We start from the raw sequence: 18788 nt of genomic DNA, 5'->3' as shown, positions 1-18788 counted from the left end.
TCGGCGGAAAGGAGGCATCATGTTGCATAATGACCCCGTCGCCGCGCTGACACCAGAGGTTATAGGCTGGCGGCACCATATCCATGCCAATCCGGAACTCGCATTCAATGAATACGAAACGGCGCGTTTCGTTGCAGAGAAGCTGCGCTCCTTCGGCGTCGACGAGGTGCATGAAGGGATCGGCGGCACCGGCGCTGGAACGTGCGCTATCGGCCTTCGCGCCGAGCTCGACGCGCTTCCGGTGCTGGAGAAAACCGGCCTGTCCTATGCTTCGAGGCAAGAGGGCGTGATGCACGCCTGCGGCCATGACGGCCACGCCGCCATGCTGCTCGGCGCCGCCAAACTGCTCAGTCAATCGCGCGCCTTCGACGGAGCCGTCACTTTCATCTTTCAGCCGGCCGAGGAAAACGAGGGCGGCAGCATGCGCATGATCGAGGACGGCCTGTTCAAGCGCTTTCCGGTCGAAGCGGTCTATGCGGTTCACAACTGGCCGGGCATCAGGCTGGGGACGATCGCCGCCCGCGTCGGGCCGCAAATGGCGGCCGTCGATAATTTCGAACTGACCTTTGAGGGTCTTGGCGCTCATGCCGCCATGCCGCAGCTCGGGGATGACCCGATCCTGGCCGCGGGCGCCTTCGTGCAAGCCGTCCAGCGCATCGTCAGCCGCTCGGTCGACCCTCAGAGCGCGCTTGTCGTCAGCATCACGCAGATTCATGGCGGCAATGTCGGCAATATCGTGCCGGGCAAGGTCTGGCTGCAAGGCACCTGCCGCTTCTTCGAGCACGGCCTTTCCGACCATTGCGAGAGGCTGATCGGCGAGATCGCACAAGGTATTGCCGCCGCGCATTCGCTCAAGGCCAGGCTCGACTACAGGAAGGGCTATCCGCCGCTGATCAATACGGCCGATGCGACGGCCCGCGCCGTCGAGGCCGCCGCCTCCGTCGTCGGCCGGGAGAATGTCTTGACCGAGTTCAGCCCCAGTCTCGGCTGCGAGGATTTCGCTTTCATGATCCGCGCCGCCGGCGGCTGCTATGCGTGGATCGGCGCCGGCGAGGTCGGCCCGGGCGAAGGCCTGCACGGCGACCGCTACGTTTTCAACGACGAGATCGTGCCGACGGTGATGCGCTATTACGTCAACCTCGTCGAGCAGACGCTTCCGCGGGCCGATCCTTCCACAGCAGTTTTTCCGGCGTGATCGGCAACTCCCGGATCCGCTTGCCTGTGGCGTCGAAGACGGCGTTGGCAACAGCAGCGGCAACGCCGGTGGCGCCGAGTTCGCCGATGCCTTTGCCGCCGATCGGGCTGGCATGCTCGTCCACCTCATCGACGAAGTGGATTATGATGTCGCCGGGAATGTCGGCGTTGACCGGAATGGCGACTCCGGAAAGGTTCTTCGACAGGAACCGGCCAAGCACCGGTTCGTGCCTGCTCTGCTCCATTGCCGCCATGCCCCAGCCCCAGATGATGCCGCCCGTCATCTGGCTGCGTGCGGTGCGGGGATTGACGATGCGGCCGGCGCTGTAGCTGCCCACGGCGCGACGAAGCCTGAGCAGGCCGAGCCCCGGATCGACGCCGACCTCCATGAAAATCGCGCCGAAAGTGCGCATCGCGAGGCCTTTGCCATGCTGCGCCGGATCGAACGAGCCGGAGCCGGTGATCTCGCCGATGTCGGTATGGCTCATCACGTCGGCGATCGTCTGACCGCCGGCAGCGCCTCTGCGGCGAATCTTGCCGTCCTGCATCTCGACCTCGTCCGGCAGCAGATTGGCAAGACGGGCAAGCTGCGAACGCGCATCTTCGGCAGCGGCAAGCACCGCCGCGCCCACCCCCATGGTCGATGACGAGCCATAGGTCGGTCCCGCCTCCGGCAGCTGTGTATCGCCCATTTCCATCTCAATCCTCTCCATCGGCAGGCCCAGCACGTCGGCCGCGATCTGCGGAAAGATGGTGAGTGTTCCGGTCCCTATGTCCTGGGTGCCGGTGCGGATGAGCACCGTGCCATCTCGGTGCAACCTGACCTCGGCTGCAGGCGTCGGGTTGCGGAAACAGCCCATGCTGCAGGTCGCCATGCCGTAGCCGATCAGCCAATCGCCGTCGCGTTGCGGCTTGCGCGGGCGCTCGCGCCAGCCGAACAGGCGGGCGCCTTCCTCATAAGCCTCGCGCAGCTTCTTCGACGACCAGGGCTGGCCGGTGGCCGGATCCGTGTCCGCATGGTTGACCAGACGCAGATCGAGCGGATCGATGCCGAGGCGGTGGGCGAGCTCGTCCATCGCGCTTTCGAGCGCCCAGGTGCCCGGACCCTCGACCGGCGCGCGCAGCGGCGTCGGCATGGCGACGTTTGCGCGCTCCACGCGCTGGCTGAGACGCATGGCCGGCGTGGCGTAGAGACCCTTCGAGGCTTCGGTGGCGAACTCGACGAAATCGTCGGTCACGGTGGTCAGGTTGACCACGTCCTGTTGCACGGCGGTCAGCTTGCCCGACCTGTCCGCCGCCAGCACGATCTTCTGTGCCATGCGCGGCTGATAACCGAGGCACGAATAGGCATTGGCTCGGCTTAGCGCCAGCCTGACCGGGCGCTCCATGATGCGCGCGGCGGCGGCGGCCAGCACCTGATGCGGCCAGATCCAGCCCTTGCCGCCGAAGCCGCCGCCGGTATGGCGGGAAATCACGCGGACCTTCTCGGCCGGGACATTCATGCGGGCGGCAACCACCTGGCGGACACCGTAGACGTGCTGCGTGGCGTCGTGCAGCGTCAGCTCTCCGTCATTCCATTCGGCGAGCGTCGCCGAGGGCTCCATGGCGTTGTGATGGCGCGACGGCTGCAAATAGACGGCTTCGACCGTGGCGGCGGCATCAGCAAGCCCGCGGTCGACCTCGCCCTTCGTAAACGTCGGCTCCAGGAACAGGAAGCCGCTCTCCCTCGGCACGACAGCAGCCTTGTCGATGGCGGTCCACTCGGGGGGTGCCGGCAACTCCGGCTCGGCGAACGCGTAGCGCAACGCGACGCGGCGAGCGCCGGCCTCCGCCGCCTCCAGCGTCTCGCCCAGCACAATGGCAAGCGGCTGGCCCTCGTGACGTATTTCGTCGCCCTGCATGGGCATGAAGCTCTGCGCCGCGGGCGGGCCTTCGGCTTGCTGCATCTGCGTATCGGGCCCGGCCCTTGGCGATACGAACCGGCCGAATTTGGGCATGTCCTCATGCGTGAGCACACGCACGACGCCGTTCTCGGCGAGCGCGTCGTCGACCATGATCGACGTCACGCGGCCGGCCGGAACGGGCGCGGTCACGAGTACCGCATAGAGCAGGTCGGGGGCGAAATAGTCGGCCGCATAGCGGGCGCGGCCGGTGACCTTGACGCCGCCGTCAGGGCGGGCAACAGGCTGGCTGATCATCATGACGGCATCCTCGCTGCTCTTTCGATCGCCCGCAAAGCGGCGGTCTTGGCCAGTTCGATCTTGTAGGCGTTCTGCGACAAGGGACGCGCTTCGGCGAAGGATTGCTCGATAGCGGTGCTCAACGCCTCGCGATCGCCGATTTCGGCACCGGCGAGCTGCTGGTCGGCGGCGCTCAGCCGCCACGGCCGCAGCGCGACGGACCCCAGCGCCAGGGCCGCCCGACGGATGGTTTGGCCGTCCATCTCCAGCACAGCGGCGGCAGAGACGATGGCGTACTCGTAGGATTCGCGCTCGCGCACCTTGAGGTAAGCCGATCGCGGCGCCGGCGCCGGCAGCTCGATTGCCGTGATCAGTTCGCCTTGCTGCAACACATTGTCTGCCTCGGGCCGCGTGTCGGGAAGCAGGTGGAATTCCGCTGCCGGAATGCGCCGGCCGCCGCTGCGGTGCGCGGTGACGATGACCGCATCAAGTGCTGCCAGCGCCACCGCCGGGTCGGATGGCTGGGTGGCGACGCAATCCTCGGTCCAGCCGAATATCGCGTGATTGTCGTTGATGCCATGCAATGCCGAGCAGCCGGAGCCGAGCTGACGCTTGTTGCATGGCAACTGCTCTTCGGCACGGAAATAGGCACAGCGCGTCTTCTGCAGAAGATTGCCGCCTATCGTTGCTAGGTTTCTCAGCTGCGGCGATGCGGCGTTGAGGATCGCCTGGCTCAACACCGGATAATCGCGCATCACCAGCGCATGCTGCGCGACATCGTTGAGATGCGTCAGCGCGCCGATCGTCAAGCCGCCGCCGGGCAGTGCCTCGATCTGATCCAGCCCGTCGAGGCGGGAGATATCGATGATCCGCGCCGGCCCGGCAATTCCAAGGCGCAGCCAGTTGAGCAATTCGGTGCCGCCGGCGAGAAAGGCGCTGTCGGGCGCGGCACCGGCTGCGATCGTGTCGCCCAGGCTGTCGGCGCGCGCATAGACGAATGGGGTCATTGGATCGCCCTCCCGGCCGCTGAGCGCACCGCCTCGACGATTTGCGGATAGGCCGAGCAGCGGCACAGATTACCGCTCATCCATTCGCGGATCTCGGCATCGGAGCCGGTATGTCCCTCCTCGATCAGTGCCGCCGCCGACATCACCTGTCCGGGCGTGCAGAATCCGCACTGGAACCCATCATGATCGATGAACGCCTGCTGCACGGGATGAAGCGCATCGCCGTTTGCCAAGCCTTCGATCGTCGTGACCTCGCGTCCCTCGCAGGACACGGCAAGTATCATGCAGGCATTCACACGCCGTTCGTCGAGATGCACGGTGCAGGCGCCGCACTCGCCGAAATTGCATCCCTTTTTCGTTCCGGTCAGATGAAGCCGCTCGCGCAGCAGGTCGAGCAGCGTGACGCGGGGATCGAGATCGGAAAGGCTGTGATCCTCTCCGTTCACCCGCAACCGCAATAGGTGCCGATCGTGGAAGTCCATTGGGGGTTACCTCGAAGCACATGCCGTACTCGTCGCAGGGACTCGTCCAGCAAGCAGCCACCCACCTGTCGAGGCGAAATAGGGCGGTCGATTCCGGTGAAAAGGCGCTGCCGGTCAGGGAAGGCTAAAAAACGCGCATTTGAGATTTGCGGCGGAGCGGAAAGGCCCTGCATAACTGTGGTTCACGGCCGTCCCAACATGAGCCGAATGCAGACGGTCCCCTTTAGGGACGATTACCATGAGCTGAAGTCACCTGGTGAGGTCTAAGACTATCTTTCCGGGAGCGTGGCCGGTGCGATTGCGCTCGATCGCGGATGCCAGATCGTCGAAGCCGATCACTTCTGCAATCGTCGACCGCAGCGGGCCGCCAGCGATCTCTTGAGCGATTGTGGCTAGGCGCGCGGTGTCAGGTTTGACTGACAACCAGATGCCACGACGGCCTGCCGGGGCGCGCGAAACCACATCAGTTGCAGCGATGCTGGCCAGGACGCCGCCAGGCGATAGGACCGACCAAGATTTGTCTAAGACCTGGCCCCCGACAAGATCGACGATAAGGTCAATGTCGCTCGCAAGAAGCTCGAAGTTCTGCTTCTGGTAATCGATTACTTCGTCAGCGCCCAAGGCTTGGACATGGGCCACGCTCTTGGTTGAGGCTGTAGCATAGACGGTCGCTCCAGCCGTCTTGGCGAACTGGACAGCGAAGTTGCCCACCCCACCAGCCGCGCCGTGGATCAACACCCGCCGCCCCCGAAGGTCGAAATCGGCGACCTGAAGGACTTGCCATGCCGTCATCGCTGCCACCGGTACTGCCGCCGCGTCAATGTCTGACAGGACTGCAGGCGTCTTGACGAGTTTTTCGGCATTTATCAGCAAATGGTCAGCATAAGCGCCCAGGCCACCCAGCGCGGCCATGACCCGGTCTCCGACCCTCACGCCTTCGACGTTGGAGCCGGTCCGCAGCACGACCCCCGCCATTTCGATGCCAAGCGTCGCGGGCAAAGATAACTTGAACTTGTCGCGGACGTAGCCTTCACGGATTTTCCAGTCGATTCCGTTTACTCCGGCAGCCTTGACCTGGACGAGCACTTGGTCGGGACCAGGCTCGGGGGCGGATAACCAATCGACCTTCAAGCTCTCTGTGCCGCCATATGCTTGAAGACGTAGGGCCCGGCCGGAGCCAAGCGGTTCAGCCCGGCCCTGGGGCGCTTTGGAAGTCATTGTGTTGGTTCATCAGGCTTCTCCTTCCTGTTGGACGATATAGTTTGAAGCCTCTCAAGAAGAACTTCGAATTATGCAGTCCACCTCGGGTGAGAAATGTTATTAGACTGCTGGCGCTTGGGAATTTACTTGCTTGCGCTTTACGCGCTCAAAGCAGGATAGTCGGTGTAGCCCAGGGCGGTGCCACCATAGAAAGTGGCTTGGACTGCCGCATTCAGCGCCGCATTGGTCTTCAACCGTTCCACAAAGTCCGGATTGGCCAGGACCATCTGGCCGTAGGACTCCTGATCGGCCAGCCCCGAAGCTACGTCGGCGCCGATCTGGTCACGCGGACGACTTGGCCGATTGAGGATCAGCGATTGGTGCCAGAGCTTGCGGATATCGGCCAGCAGCGCCTCGTCGCCCTGGTGCATGATGTGCACGTAAGCGAGCCCGAGCTTGTCGAGTTCGGTGACCAGATAGCGGTAGAGGTCCCGCCCTTCGGCGCCTTCGTCGATCCCCCATATCGTCGTCCCGGGTGACAGGCGGATCGCGGTGCGGTCCGCGCCAATCTCCTCGGCGATCGCCGTGGCGACTTCGATGGCGAAGCGCGCTCGGTTCTCGATCGACCCGCCATATTCGTCCGTGCGCGTGTTGGCGCTGGGCGCGAAGAACTGCTGGACCAGGTAGGCGTTCGCGCCGTGAATCTCTATGCCGTCGGCGCCGGCCTCGACCGCCGAGCGGGCCGCATGGCGGAAATCGGCGACCGTCTGGCGCACCTCTTCGGTCGTAAGCGCGCGCGGCGTGGGAATATCCTGCATCCCGGTCATGGTGAACATACCCGCCGCCGGCGCGATCGCGGAGGGCGCGACCCCCTGGCGGTGATGCAGCGTATTGTCGGGATGCGACATGCGCCCGGCGTGCATCAGCTGGATGAAGATGCGGCCGCCCTTGTCGTGCACGGCGGAAGTGATCTTCCGCCAGCCGGCGACATGGGCGGGCGTGTAGATGCCCGGGGTGGTGAGATAGCCCTGGCCGTCATCCGAGGGCTGGGTGCCTTCGGTGACGATCAGGCCGACGCCGGCGCGCTGGGAATAATATTCGGTGGCCAGTTCGCCCGGCGTACCGTCGAAGCCGGCGCGGCTGCGGGTCATCGGGGCCATGACGAGGCGGTTAGGCAGAGTGTAGCGGCCGACGCGGACAGGGGTGAATAAGGGACTCATTGGGATCTCCATTTGCTGGAGCGCTTGTCCACTATTCCAATGTCGGGATAAATCCGGCAAAAGTGAAAATCAATGTTCCAAATATGGAGCAATAGCGTGAGCCACTTGAACGACATGGCGCTGTTCGTGGAAGTGGCGAGAGCGAGGAGCTTCCGGAAGGCGGCTGAGGCTCTGGGCATGCCCAACTCGACTCTGTCGCGACGTATCAGCGCGCTGGAGAAGGCGATCGGCCTGAGGCTTCTGCATCGAACGACGCGCAAGATCGAGCTCACCGAGGCCGGCCAGCTCTATTACGAACGAAGCAAGCGCATCGTCGACGAGGCACGGCTCGCACACGAGCAGCTCGCCGCGATGCTGGAGCAGCCGAGCGGTGTCCTGCGGGTCTCGCTCCCGGTCGACTTCGCCACGCTTTACCTGACGCCGATCATCGTCGATTTCGCGCGGCACTATCCCGGCATCACCTTCGAGTTCGACCTGACCCCGCGCCGCGTCGATTTGGTGGCCGAGCCGTTCGATGTAGCGATCCGCATCGGCGAGCTGGAAGACTCCAGCCTGATCGCTCGCCTGATCGGGCGCCACGCGCGCCACCTCTATGCGTCTCCTGGCTACATCGAAGCGTCCGACGAGCCGGCGACACCGGCGGATCTGGCGGAGCATGAATGCATCTGCATGCCGAAGATCTGGACCCTGCATCAGGGGATGAACAAGGTCGAAGTCGAGGTTGGAGGCCGCTTCACAGTCAACAGCGTCGGGATGATCCGCGCCCTGGCGGTCAACCACCAGGGCATCGCCCTGCTTGCCGAGAAGATCGTCGCCGAAGATTTGGCCTCGGGCAGGCTCCGGCGTGTCCTGCCCGAATGGCAGGGATCGTCGGTCAGCATTCACGCCGTCACCGAAACTCGCCTCATTCCAGCCAAGACCCAGCGCTTCATCGAATTCCTGTCCGCCAGGCTGGTGGAAACTTGACCCAGATCGTTACGCGGAGAAAAGTCGGACGGCGGCGTGCAAAATCGCGACTTGGCGTAGAAAAGACGTTGGCTCGCCGGAGTCGATGAAGCTGAGAAATACGAATTTGCCATACCCCTACACCAGAATGCACCAGAGTCGCCAAAAATGCGCAAACGTGACCGGACGGCGCAGAAGCCCTACGCCTCGCCGGCGGGCCGACACCGACGCTCAGGGAGCGGGCCATCGCTCTACCGCGAGGGCGGGGCGAGGTGCGCACGGCTGAACTCACGGCCATCGGCATCCCCGATGCTATCTATCCAGGATGTGCGACGAGCGACTGCTCGTGAAGGTGGGTTCGGCATCACAAGGCTTCCCTGTGAGGTGAGATGGCGAGGGCCGGCAAACGGATCGATTCCGACCCTCACCGAAATGCTCGCCATCCCGGCCCGAATCAGCCTTCGCTCGGCACAGGCGTCTTGAGGAGTTGTTGCTCCCACAGGAAGGCGATGCCGCTGCCGCCGAAGTGCTGGATGAGAATCTCGGTCAGCTCTTCGACATGCTCGGTGCGCGCCCAGTCGCGCTGCCACTCGCCAGCGAGCGCCATCACGGTCATCATGTTTGCGCCAGCCGCGATCATCCGCTGGATGGCGATCTGGTGGGACTCGGTCGAAACGCCGCCCGACGCATCGGTGATCACGGACACGTCCCAGCCTTCGCCGAGGGCTTGGATGACAGGCATCGCGACGCAGACTTCGGTCCAAAGGCCTGCGATAATCAGTTGTTTGCGGCCGGTCGCCTTGACCACGTCCACCACCTTCTCGTCCTGCCAGGTGTTCACCCAAGTCCGGTCGATCACTTCCTGCCCCGGGAAGACGTCAGTGATCTGCTTGAAGAGGATGCCGCCACGACCCGCGATCACGCTGGTGAGAATGGTCGGAACATTGAAGGCTTTTGCTAGCTTCGCCAGCGCGGTCGCGTTGTTGACCACAGCTTGCGGATCGTGGCTGTTCAGGTTCGCGAGTTGGTAAGGCTGGTGGTCGATCAGAACGAGTACCGAGTCTTCAGGACGAAGAAGCGAATCAAGGCCGTTGCGAGGGGTCATCAAGACTTCCTTTCTCTGCCGCCATGGACGGCAATCTTTCTCTGCCGCTATGGACGGCAATGGGTTCACGGGAGACATGCGCCAGCGGGCGACGTTGCCTGGACGCAATTTGCCGTTCCTTTTGGTGATGCAGTAGTGCCATAATCAGGCAAGCTGTGTCGCGAAATGAGGAACGCTGAATTGGACATCGAAGATCTACAGACATTCGTCGCAGTGGCCGATGCAGGGGGCGTATCGGCCGCCGCGCGCCGGCTCGGCGTCTCCAAGTCAATCGTCAGTCGGCGGCTCTTTCGGGTTGAAGCGGAACTTGGCGTCCAGCTTCTTGCACGAACGACCCGCGGCGCCGCGCTCACCGAAGCGGGAATCGCGTTCAGAGACCATGCGGCCCGGGCCAGCGCAGAGATCGATACGGCTCGGGAAACGATCCTCCCCACCGGTGAGCTGCGCGGCCGCCTGAGGGTTGCCATGCCGCTTACTTTCGGCGCGACCCACTTCGCCCCCGTGCTCGCGGAAATGGCGCGTCTGCACCCGAAGCTTCACATCCATACTTCCTACAGCGATCGCTTCGTCGATCTCATCGCAGAAGGTTTCGATTGCGCGATCCGGGGCGCCTACCTTCAAGACTCCAACCTGATCGCGAAGCGCGTCGGGCCGATCCATGGAAAGCTTGTCGCAAGCCCGGGTTATATCGAGGTGCACGGGTCACCCGAGACTCTGGACGAACTCGTCACCCATCAGGCCCTCATGCAGGGAACGGAAGCCTGGCAGTTCATAAATGGCAGCAAGATTGTTACGGTCCAGCCGCAGGGCAGGTTCAAGGCCGATAGCGCCACGGCGCTTGCCGGCGCGGCGGCGGCAGGTCTCGGCATCGCCTGGCTCCCCGATTGCATCACACATGAATATGTGGCCTCGGGCGCGCTGGTCCCGATCATGACACGCTATCCGGTACCCCCGGGGGCCGCGTATGTCGTACGCCCGCCGGGTCAGCATCCTACGCGGAAAGTCCGGGTGCTCATCGAAATGCTAACTGAGTATTTCAAACGGAACCCGGAACTTTGGGGTCTCGACAGCTAGGACACGAACGGTGCGAAGCCTCCCCACCGGCAGGAGGCACGGGGTAAATTCTCTAGGCAACGCCGCAGGCGCGACGTCCACGCGGATCATGTTCAACCGAGTAGGCGTTGAGATCTTGCCTGTGCAGATCTGGCGCGAGGCCTCTCCGCTTTGTCCCAGCGACGCCTCGCGCGCGCAGGCTCAAAGCTATGCAATCCGCCGTCCACGAACACCTCGCGCCCGTCTGTAAGCTGCTGTCGTTGAGGCAGCGACGGCAAGTAATAACGGGCGGCAACGTTCGGACGCCGCCGCGGCGAACTGAACGGCGCACTCGGGCGCGAAGCCGCCGGTCATCAGTATTTCCGCGCGGTAGCCGCCGAATAGGCGTGGGCGGGCGAGCCTGCTATTCTACGCCTGATTTCATCGGTCCTCCATGCTCTGACACTCTGGAAGCAGGACTACGAGATCGGCGCGTAGGGAGAAATTGCACGCTGGCGCGCAATATCGCGCTATGGCGTAGAAGAGGCGGTGGCTCCCCGGGCCGGATTCGAACCAGCGACCAACCGGTTAACAGCCGGTTGCTCTACCACTGAGCTACCGGGGAACAGAGGCTCTCATGTGAGTGGGGCAGCCTATAGCAAACCCGTTTCGGCTTTGCAAAGAAGCATTTCGCATTTTTTCGGTGCTTTTTGGCGCAGGGCTTGCTGGCAATGGCCGGCGAGCGCCCTCATATGAGCTATCTCTCGCCTGTCACGGAACAGAAAAGGCCGTTGCGGCTTTCTCCGGCTGACGGTGCTACTGATGCAAACGGATCGACATTTCACATGACGGCAATGAGCGACGAACAGCCACCGGCCCGGAAAATCTCGGTCTTCGGCCGCCAGTTCACCATGCCGCGCTCGCGCGGCCTCAGGATTGCGATCGGCGTTGTGCTGATCATCGGCGGCATTCTCGGCTTCCTGCCGATCCTGGGTTTCTGGATGGTACCGATCGGATTGCTGGTGCTCTCCTATGAATTCGCGTTGGTGCGCCGTCACCGGCGCCGCTTCGTCGTCTGGTGGGAGCGACGGCGGCGGCCGGATTGAGGTTGCCCTGCTGACAGGCCGGAAACAGGCAATTGTTTGAGAGCGGCGTGGCCAGTCTAAGCATCACCGAGGTTGGTCGAAGCAGCTCTCCAGGCGTTCGCAAAGCTCCTTGAGAACGGCGGTAGCCGATGCCAGCCGCGCCCGGTCGCGCGGCGGCAGGCTGTTTGCGCCTTCTATGCTAAGGCGGTCGATGGCATAGCGCACAAGCTCTGCAGACTGCGACAATCCGCGCGATGTGCCCTCCTTCGTAGCTGCTCGACGCATAGCGGAGCCTCCTCTTTGCCCAACGTGGCCGCCGGTTTCGGGTTCCCGTCGCCCAGAATCATGCTTAACGATAAGCTAATATGTTATTGCTAAGATGGGTATTGCGTTGATAAGGCAGGGCATGGAATGTCGAGGATACGTTGGGAATGCATGGTGGCCGCTTGACGGCATTTTCGCCGCAACCTATTGGAGCCGGGTGGAACGCCGGGAGCAATGAGGCCTCGTGGCGGAGTGGTTACGCAGAGGACTGCAAATCCTTGCACCCCGGTTCGATTCCGGGCGAGGCCTCCAATGCCCGAGCTCCCGCGCGTCAGCGCCAGGGGGCTTCAGTTCCGGTCGAAACAGCCGCGGCCTTTGCGCGGCAAGCGGATGGTTGGAACATGAGCGCTGATTTTGCCGAACGCCGGGTGAAGATGGTCGACGGCCAGATCCGCACCACCGACGTGACCAGCGCACCGCTGCTCGAGGCGATGCTTGTCGTGCCGCGCGAGGCCTTTGTCGGCGCCGGCCAGCGTGACCTTGCCTATATCGACGAGGACATCCGCATCGCCGATACGGCCGATGGCCCGCGCTATCTGATGGAGCCGTCGCCATTGGCCAAGCTGATGCAACTGGCCGATATCGGCCCAAGCGATTCGGCACTCGATGTCGGCTGCGGCACCGGCTATGCGGCGGCGATCCTGTCGCGGCTGGCAAGGTCCGTGGTGGCGCTGGAAAGCGATCCGGCGCTGGCCGAGACCGCCACTTCGACGCTTGCGGCGCTGGGTTGCGGCAATGTCACCGTGGTCCACGGGCCGCTGCCGCAAGGCCATGCCGCCAAGGCACCTTACGACGTCATCCTGATCGGCGGCAGCGTCGGGGAGGTGTCGGCGGCGCTGTTCGACCAGCTTGCCGAAGGCGGCCGACTCGTCGCCGTGGAGGGGCAGGGCAATTCGGGCGTAGCCCGGCTTTTTTTTAAGACTGGAGGGGTTGTAACGGGAAGACGCGCATTTAATGCGGCAATTAAGCCACTACCGGGATTCGAACGCATTCCCGCCTTCGAATTCTGAGTGATTTTGCCTTGCAGCGAAGGCGCTGTCATGATCGCTTGCGTTTGAACAATCGTTGCTGATCTGCATAACCGGGCGTTTCTGGGGGCTTTCAGCGGGGGAACGATAAAAAACGCGGCGCCGGCTGATCAGAAGGAGAAGCCAGCGTGGCGCAGTTCCCGTGCAAAACGAATGAGGGAATATAACGTGCCGTCTGTACGCAAGTTGCTTTTTACCGCTGTCCTCGTTTCGGCGACAGCGCTGTCTCCAATGGCCGCCTCGGCCGAAACCATTCTCGGGGCCCTTTCAAAGGCCTACCAAAACAATTCCTCGCTCAATTCTTCACGCGCCGGCGTTCGGGTCACCGACGAGGGCGTTGCCATCGCCAAGTCGGGCTGGCGCCCGACCATCACCGGTTCCGCGAGCATCGATTATACCGCCAGCCACAGCAACCGGTTGCACCGAAACATCTCGTTGACCACCGGCAACTTCGGCGTCGAGATCGACCAGACGCTGTTTGACGGTTTTCAGACCAGGAACAATGTGGCGGCCGCCGAATCGCGGGTCCGCGCTTCGTTCGAAAGCCTGCGCAACGCCGAAGAAAACACTCTTTTCAACGCGGCAAGCGCCTATATGGACGTTATCCGCGACCGCCAGGTCGCCGTGCTGACCGAACAGAATCTGCAATTCCTGACCGAGCAGGCGCGTGCGGCGCGTTCGCGCTTCGAGGTCGGCGAAGGTACGCGCACCGACGTCGCGCAAGCCGACGCCCAGCGTGCCTCCGCGGTGGCGCAGTTGAGCGCCGCCCGCGCGACGGCGCTGGCAAGCGCCGCGACCTATCGCCAGATCGTCGGCGACGAGCCGGGCAGGCTCAGGCCGGCTTCGCCGGTGTCGAAGCTGTTGCCGTCGAGCCTCGATGCGGCGATCGCGATCGCATCGGCCGAGCATCCGGCCATCCTCGCCACCGCGCATCTGGTCGACGCGGCGGGGTTTTCGGTGAAGTCGGCAGAGGGCGCGTTGCTGCCGCAACTATCGGCGTCGGCGGGTGTTTCGAGCGCCTTTCGCGGCACCGCGCCCGGCTCGCTCTCCTCGACACAGGATGGCGTAACCAATTCGGCGAACATCGGCGCGACATTGACGATACCGATCTATTCCGGCGGCCGGACCTCGGCATTGGTTCGCCAATCAAAGGAATCACTTAGCCAGGCCCGTATCGAGGTCGATGTCAGCCGCGACACCGTGCGCCAAGCGGTGACCTCGGCATGGTCGCAATACACCGCCGCGCAGCAAAGCGTCACGGCCAACCGGCAGGTGGTCGCCGCCGCGCAGCTTGCCCTGAACGGCGTTATCGAAGAGCGCAATGTCGGCCAGCGCACCACGCTCGACGTGCTCAACGCGCAGGCGACCCTCATCACCGCCAAGATCAATCTTGTCAGCGCCGAACGTGACGTGGTGGTGGCGAGCTATGCCATCCTCTCGGCGGTTGGCCATTTGTCGGCAGACCGCCTTGCGCTCAACGTGACGAAGTACAGGCCCGAAGAGCATTACAACGCCGTCAAGGACAAGTGGATCGGCCTGCGCACGCCGGACGGCCGCTGATCGCCAAGCCGTGTTTTCAGCCCGCGCTCGAACGACGCGCGGGCTTTCAACTTCCGACCCTAATCTGTTGAAATCCGAGATGTCGCCAGATTGGGGATTCTCGCAAGCCGTTCCGTCGGTTACGCTGTTGCCATGATTCGAATCCGGCATTGCCGGACAGGAAATCTGAGAACGAGTCACAAGGGCGGCGGATGTGACGATGGCGACGGCAAGCAGCGTACAGCGCGAACCTTCCATGGAAGAAATACTGGCTTCCATCAGAAGGATCATCGAGGACAGCGATACCGGCCGCAAGCAGCCGGGCGACGCGGACGAGCTGCGCCAGGATCTGCAACCGGCGCCGGCAGCAGCGGAGGGGGATGCGTTCCGCTCCGAACTGCGCGGCGGACTGGAGATCGCCAAGCCGGCCACGCGCGCCGAGGTGCAGCCAGCGGCCGCGCCGGTCATTGAGCGCCAGGAAACGCCGCTGCGTCCCGGCCCGATACAAGCAGCGGTGACGCTGGCTGAGGTGAACGCCGCTCCCGAACCGCCCGCAAAGCCGGATCGGCCTGCGACAGCCAAGGCTGCCGAGACGACCGACACCATCATCGCCGATTGGCGGCGCGAGATCGCCGCGGTCGGCGACGCGATGGCCAAGCCGGAGCGCGCCGAGCCACTCCGGACGCCGGACGCCGAGCCGAAAGCCGAGGTTTTCGAGAACGAGGCGACTGCTGGACCTGTGCCGGAGCCTTCGGAAATTGGGCCGGAGCTTTCGGAAAGCGGCCCGGAATCTTCGAAAATCGGCCCGGAATCGTCGAAAATCGGATTGGCGCGTCCGGCGGCCAGCGAGGCGCCGCCCGCACGTCCGGCAATCCTTTCGGAGCATACGGGCCGGCAGGTTGCCGCCGCCTTCGGCGAGCTTTCCGACGCGTTTGCCAGCCGCAGCAAGAAGACTTTCGACGAGATGGCCGAGGAGATGCTGCGGCCCATGCTGCAGGACTGGCTGGACAACAACCTTCCGACGCTGGTCGAGCGGCTGGTGCGCGAGGAAATCGAGCGCGTCGCGCGCGGCGCGCAGTAGCAGCTTTCCGGCTTGCGGGCCTAGTTGCGCACAGCCGATGTCCTGAAACGGCCGAATTGCATTAAGCGTCCGCGCGAGGGCGAGTTGCGCGCCACGCATTTCGCCGGAGCAGCCCGCCTGCTATCGTCGATCGATGAACCGCAAACAGACCTACAGCTATCGATTGCGATCTTGGGTGCCCATGCTTACCGACGAGGAGTATCGAGAGATCGTCGGAGACCCTGCGGCGCTTTACTTTCAAACCAAGAGATTCATTTCCAAGAATGGCTTCTGGAAGGAAATGAAACATCCGGCTGCCGATCGCTATCGCGAACGCACCGGGGTCACGCTTGGCCACACGTACTGGCTTCTGCACGTCCGCCGTTCCGACTATGGTCCCGATTGCCCGGCCTGCGGAAAACCATACCGCACGCCAAGGGCGAAATTCTGTGCCGAATGCGGGCATGGGCTTGCCGCCAAGTAAAGAACTCATCAGGGCAGCTAGGTGGAACAAACCCGCCGCCCTTGCGGTTGACTTGGCAACAACCTTCCGATTTACACCGGACCACAAATTCCGGACAGCGCGGACCGTTTTCCCATGCTCGAAAAGACCTACGACGCCAAAGCCGTCGAGCCGAAGATTGCCAGGATCTGGGAAGAGGCCGACGCCTTTCGGGCCGGTGCCGGGGCCGAGGAGGGGGCTGAAGCCTTCACCATCGTCATCCCGCCGCCGAATGTCACCGGCTCGCTGCATATGGGTCATGCGCTCAACAACACGCTGCAGGACATTCTGGTGCGCTTCGAGCGCATGCGCGGCAAGAACGTGCTGTGGCAGCCGGGGATGGACCATGCCGGCATCGCCACGCAGATGGTGGTCGAGCGCCAGCTGATGCAAAATCAGATCCACCGCCGCGACCTGACGCGCGATGAGTTCATCGACAAGGTGTGGGAATGGAAGGCAGAATCCGGCGGCGCCATCCTCAACCAGCTGAAGCGGCTCGGGGCCTCGGCCGACTGGAGCCGGGAGCGCTTCACCATGGACGAGGGCCTGTCCAAGGCCGTGCTCGAAGTGTTCGTGACGCTCTACAAGGAAGGGCTGATCTACAAGGACAAGCGCCTTGTGAACTGGGACCCAAAGCTGTTGACCGCCATCTCGGATCTCGAGGTCGAGCAGCAGGAAGTCAACGGCAACCTCTGGCACTTCCGCTATCCAGTCGAAGGCATGACCTTCGATCCGGAAAATCCGAAGACCTTCATCACCGTTGCGACGACCCGCCCGGAGACGATGCTGGGTGATACGGCTGTCGCCGTCCACCCCGACGACGAACGTTTCCGGCATCTCGTCGGCAAGAACCTCATCCTGCCGATCGTCGGCCGCAGGATTCCGGTGGTGGCGGACGAGTATTCCGATCCCGAAAAAGGCAGTGGTGCGGTCAAGATCACGCCGGCGCATGACTTCAACGACTTCGAGGTCGGCAAGCGCCACCGGCTGCCGGCGGTCAACATCCTCACCGTCAATGCGGCGGTGAGCCTCAAGGACAATGAGGACTTTCTCGCCGGACTGGAAGTGACGCCGGAGCGCCAGGCCGTATGGGACAGCCTCGACGGCCTCGACCGTTTCGACGCGCGCAAGAAGATCGTCGAGTTGATGCAGGCGGGCGGCTTTCTCGAAAAGGTCGAGCCGCATCGCCACACGGTGCCGCACGGCGACCGCGGCGGCGTGCCGATCGAGCCGTTTCTGACCGACCAGTGGTATGTCAATGCGGCGGAACTGGCCAAGCCTGCGATCGCCTCGGTGCGCGAGGGCCGTACCAATTTCGTGCCCAAAAACTGGGAAAAGACCTATTTCGACTGGATGGAAAACATCCAGCCCTGGTGCATTTCGCGCCAGCTCTGGTGGGGTCACCAGATCCCTGCCTGGTACGGGCCGGACGGGCATGTCTTTGTCGAAAAGACCGAGGAAGAGGCGCTCGGTGCCGCCGTCGAATATTATCTGGCGCTGGAAGGGCCGTGGAAGGCCTGGGTCGAGGACAAGCTTGAGAATTTCCAGCCTGGCGAGATCCTGACCCGCGACGAGGACGTGCTCGACACATGGTTCTCGTCGGCGCTGTGGCCGTTCTCGACGCTTGGCTGGCCGGACCAGACGCGGGAGCTGAAGACCTATTACCCGACCGACGTGCTGGTGACCGGTTTCGACATCATCTTCTTCTGGGTCGCCCGCATGATGATGATGGGCCTGCATTTCATGGATCAGGAGCCGTTTCATACCGTCTATGTCCATGCTCTGGTTCGCGACAAGAACGGGCAGAAGATGTCGAAGTCGAAAGGCAACGTCATCGATCCGCTCGAGCTCATCGACGAATACGGCGCCGATGCGCTGCGCTTCACCTTGACTGTGATGGCAGCGCAAGGGCGCGACGTTAAGCTCGATCCGGCCCGCATTGCCGGTTATCGCAATTTCGGCACCAAGCTGTGGAACGCGACGCGCTTCGCCGAGATGAACGAAGTGGCGCGCGACGACGATTTCTGGCTGCAGGACGCCAAGCTGGCGGTCAACCGCTGGATCTTGACGGAGCTGACGCGAGCCGCGCGGGACATAACGGACGGTATCACCTCATACCGTTTCAACGAGGCGGCGGGTGCCGCCTACCGGTTCGTCTGGAACCAGTTCTGCGACTGGTACCTGGAACTGCTGAAGCCGGTGTTCATGGGCACCGACGAGGCCGCCAAGGCCGAGAGCAGGGCATGCGTCGCCTTCGTACTCGACGAGATCTATAAGCTGCTGCATCCGATGATGCCGTTCATGACCGAGGAACTGTGGGCCGAAACCGCCGGCGAGGGCAGGCAACGGCAATCGCTGCTTTGTCATGCGGCATGGCCGTCGCCCGACTTCGAGGACGAGGCGGCCGCCGCCGACATCAACTGGCTGGTCGACCTTGTCTCCGGCATCCGCTCGGTGCGTTCGGAGATGAACGTGCCGCCGGCGGCTATCGCACCGCTCGTGGTGATCGGCGCCAACGACGCGACACACGAAAGGCTCGAGCGTCAGGGCTCGGCTATCAAGCGTCTGGCGCGGGTCGGCGACATCTCGCTCGCCGAGGCGCCACCGAGGGGATCCGCCCAGATCGTGGTCAACGAGGCGACGATCTGCCTGCCGCTCGGCAGCCTGATCGACCTTGCCGCCGAGGCAGCGCGCCTGCACAAGGAGCTTGCGAAGGTGACCGAGGAAATAGCGCGGCTCTACAAGAAGCTGTCCAACGAGAAATTCGTCGCCAACGCGCCGGAAGAGGTGGTGGAGGCCGAGCGTGAAAAACTCGCCGAATATCGCGAGGCGCAAGAGAAGCTTTCGGTGGCATTGGCGCGGGTGCGCGATGCCGGTTGATCGAA

15 protein-coding genes and 2 tRNA genes are annotated in these 18788 nt (G+C 63.3%); 10 read left to right on the top strand and 7 right to left on the bottom strand.

Features of this window, described 5'->3' with window-relative positions; genetic code table 11:
* Nucleotides 1–19 precede the first annotated feature (19 nt).
* A complete protein-coding gene (locus NKI97_RS18475) occupies nt 20–1195 on the top strand; it encodes an amidohydrolase (RefSeq protein WP_352835741.1) in 1176 nt (391 codons plus the stop codon).
* On the opposite strand, the gene NKI97_RS18470 is transcribed toward NKI97_RS18475, so the two are convergent.
* The 5 genes from NKI97_RS18470 to NKI97_RS18450 form a co-directional block, all read right to left on the bottom strand.
* Entirely contained in the window at nt 1134–3395 is a 2262-nt protein-coding gene (locus NKI97_RS18470; RefSeq protein ID WP_352835738.1) for a xanthine dehydrogenase family protein molybdopterin-binding subunit, read from the bottom strand. The genes NKI97_RS18475 and NKI97_RS18470 overlap by 62 nt on opposite strands.
* Nucleotides 3392–4381, bottom strand: coding sequence for an FAD binding domain-containing protein (locus NKI97_RS18465; RefSeq protein ID WP_352451925.1), 990 nt, complete (start codon nt 4379–4381; stop codon nt 3392–3394). The genes NKI97_RS18470 and NKI97_RS18465 overlap by 4 nt, the downstream gene beginning before the upstream one ends.
* Nucleotides 4378–4863, bottom strand: coding sequence for a (2Fe-2S)-binding protein (locus tag NKI97_RS18460; protein WP_352451924.1), 486 nt, complete (start codon nt 4861–4863; stop codon nt 4378–4380). Before NKI97_RS18460 ends, NKI97_RS18465 begins: the two co-directional genes overlap by 4 nt.
* Nucleotides 4864–5112: 249 nt before the next feature.
* Nucleotides 5113–5994, bottom strand: coding sequence for an NADP-dependent oxidoreductase (locus NKI97_RS18455; RefSeq protein WP_352835735.1), 882 nt, complete (start codon nt 5992–5994; stop codon nt 5113–5115).
* A 227-nt stretch (nt 5995–6221) separates the two neighbouring features.
* A complete protein-coding gene (locus tag NKI97_RS18450; RefSeq protein ID WP_352744697.1) occupies nt 6222–7295 on the bottom strand; it encodes an alkene reductase in 1074 nt (357 codons plus the stop codon).
* An 84-nt stretch (nt 7296–7379) separates the two neighbouring features.
* Here NKI97_RS18450 and NKI97_RS18445 point away from each other — a divergent pair, with 84 nt between their 5' ends.
* Complete coding sequence (locus tag NKI97_RS18445) at nt 7380–8249, top strand: LysR family transcriptional regulator (RefSeq protein WP_352744694.1); 870 nt, start codon at nt 7380–7382, stop codon at nt 8247–8249.
* 433 nt (nt 8250–8682) lie between these two features.
* Here the strand turns inward: NKI97_RS18445 and NKI97_RS18440 are convergent, their stop codons facing one another.
* On the bottom strand, nt 8683–9333 hold the full coding sequence (locus tag NKI97_RS18440; protein WP_352451920.1) for a hydrolase: 651 nt from the start codon (nt 9331–9333) through the stop codon (nt 8683–8685).
* 180 nt (nt 9334–9513) lie between these two features.
* Here NKI97_RS18440 and NKI97_RS18435 point away from each other — a divergent pair, with 180 nt between their 5' ends.
* Nucleotides 9514–10407 carry a LysR family transcriptional regulator gene (locus NKI97_RS18435; protein ID WP_352835731.1) on the top strand — a complete coding sequence of 298 codons (894 nt, stop codon included), beginning with the start codon at nt 9514–9516 and terminating at the stop codon, nt 10405–10407.
* Nucleotides 10408–10915: 508 nt separating this feature from the next.
* Here NKI97_RS18435 and NKI97_RS18430 read toward each other — a convergent pair.
* A tRNA-Asn gene (locus NKI97_RS18430) sits at nt 10916–10990 on the bottom strand.
* 220 nt (nt 10991–11210) lie between these two features.
* Here NKI97_RS18430 and NKI97_RS18425 point away from each other — a divergent pair.
* The 7 genes from NKI97_RS18425 (at nt 11211) to NKI97_RS18395 (ending at nt 18783) form a co-directional block, all read left to right on the top strand.
* Entirely contained in the window at nt 11211–11471 is a 261-nt protein-coding gene (locus NKI97_RS18425; protein ID WP_023676401.1) for a hypothetical protein, read from the top strand.
* Between the two features lie 481 nt (nt 11472–11952).
* A tRNA-Cys gene (locus NKI97_RS18420) sits at nt 11953–12026 on the top strand.
* 89 nt (nt 12027–12115) lie between these two features.
* Nucleotides 12116–12784, top strand: coding sequence for a protein-L-isoaspartate O-methyltransferase family protein (locus NKI97_RS18415; RefSeq protein ID WP_352451401.1), 669 nt, complete (start codon nt 12116–12118; stop codon nt 12782–12784).
* 186 nt (nt 12785–12970) lie between these two features.
* Nucleotides 12971–14362 (top strand): TolC family outer membrane protein, encoded by a 1392-nt coding sequence (locus tag NKI97_RS18410; protein ID WP_352644702.1) that lies wholly within the window; start codon nt 12971–12973, stop codon nt 14360–14362.
* A gap of 199 nt (nt 14363–14561) precedes the next feature.
* Entirely contained in the window at nt 14562–15422 is an 861-nt protein-coding gene (locus NKI97_RS18405; RefSeq protein ID WP_352451399.1) for a DUF2497 domain-containing protein, read from the top strand.
* A 133-nt stretch (nt 15423–15555) separates the two neighbouring features.
* Entirely contained in the window at nt 15556–15885 is a 330-nt protein-coding gene (locus tag NKI97_RS18400) for a zinc ribbon domain-containing protein (RefSeq protein WP_352451398.1), read from the top strand.
* 114 nt (nt 15886–15999) lie between these two features.
* Nucleotides 16000–18783, top strand: coding sequence for a valine--tRNA ligase (locus NKI97_RS18395; protein ID WP_352835728.1), 2784 nt, complete (start codon nt 16000–16002; stop codon nt 18781–18783).
* The last annotated feature ends 5 nt before the right edge of the window (nt 18784–18788 follow it).

This window comes from Mesorhizobium sp. M0296, from assembly GCF_040321675.1.
Classification (GTDB): domain Bacteria; phylum Pseudomonadota; class Alphaproteobacteria; order Rhizobiales; family Rhizobiaceae; genus Mesorhizobium.
The sequence above is the reverse complement of the archived record's forward strand: the minus strand, read 5'-3'. Positions and strand labels throughout refer to the sequence as shown.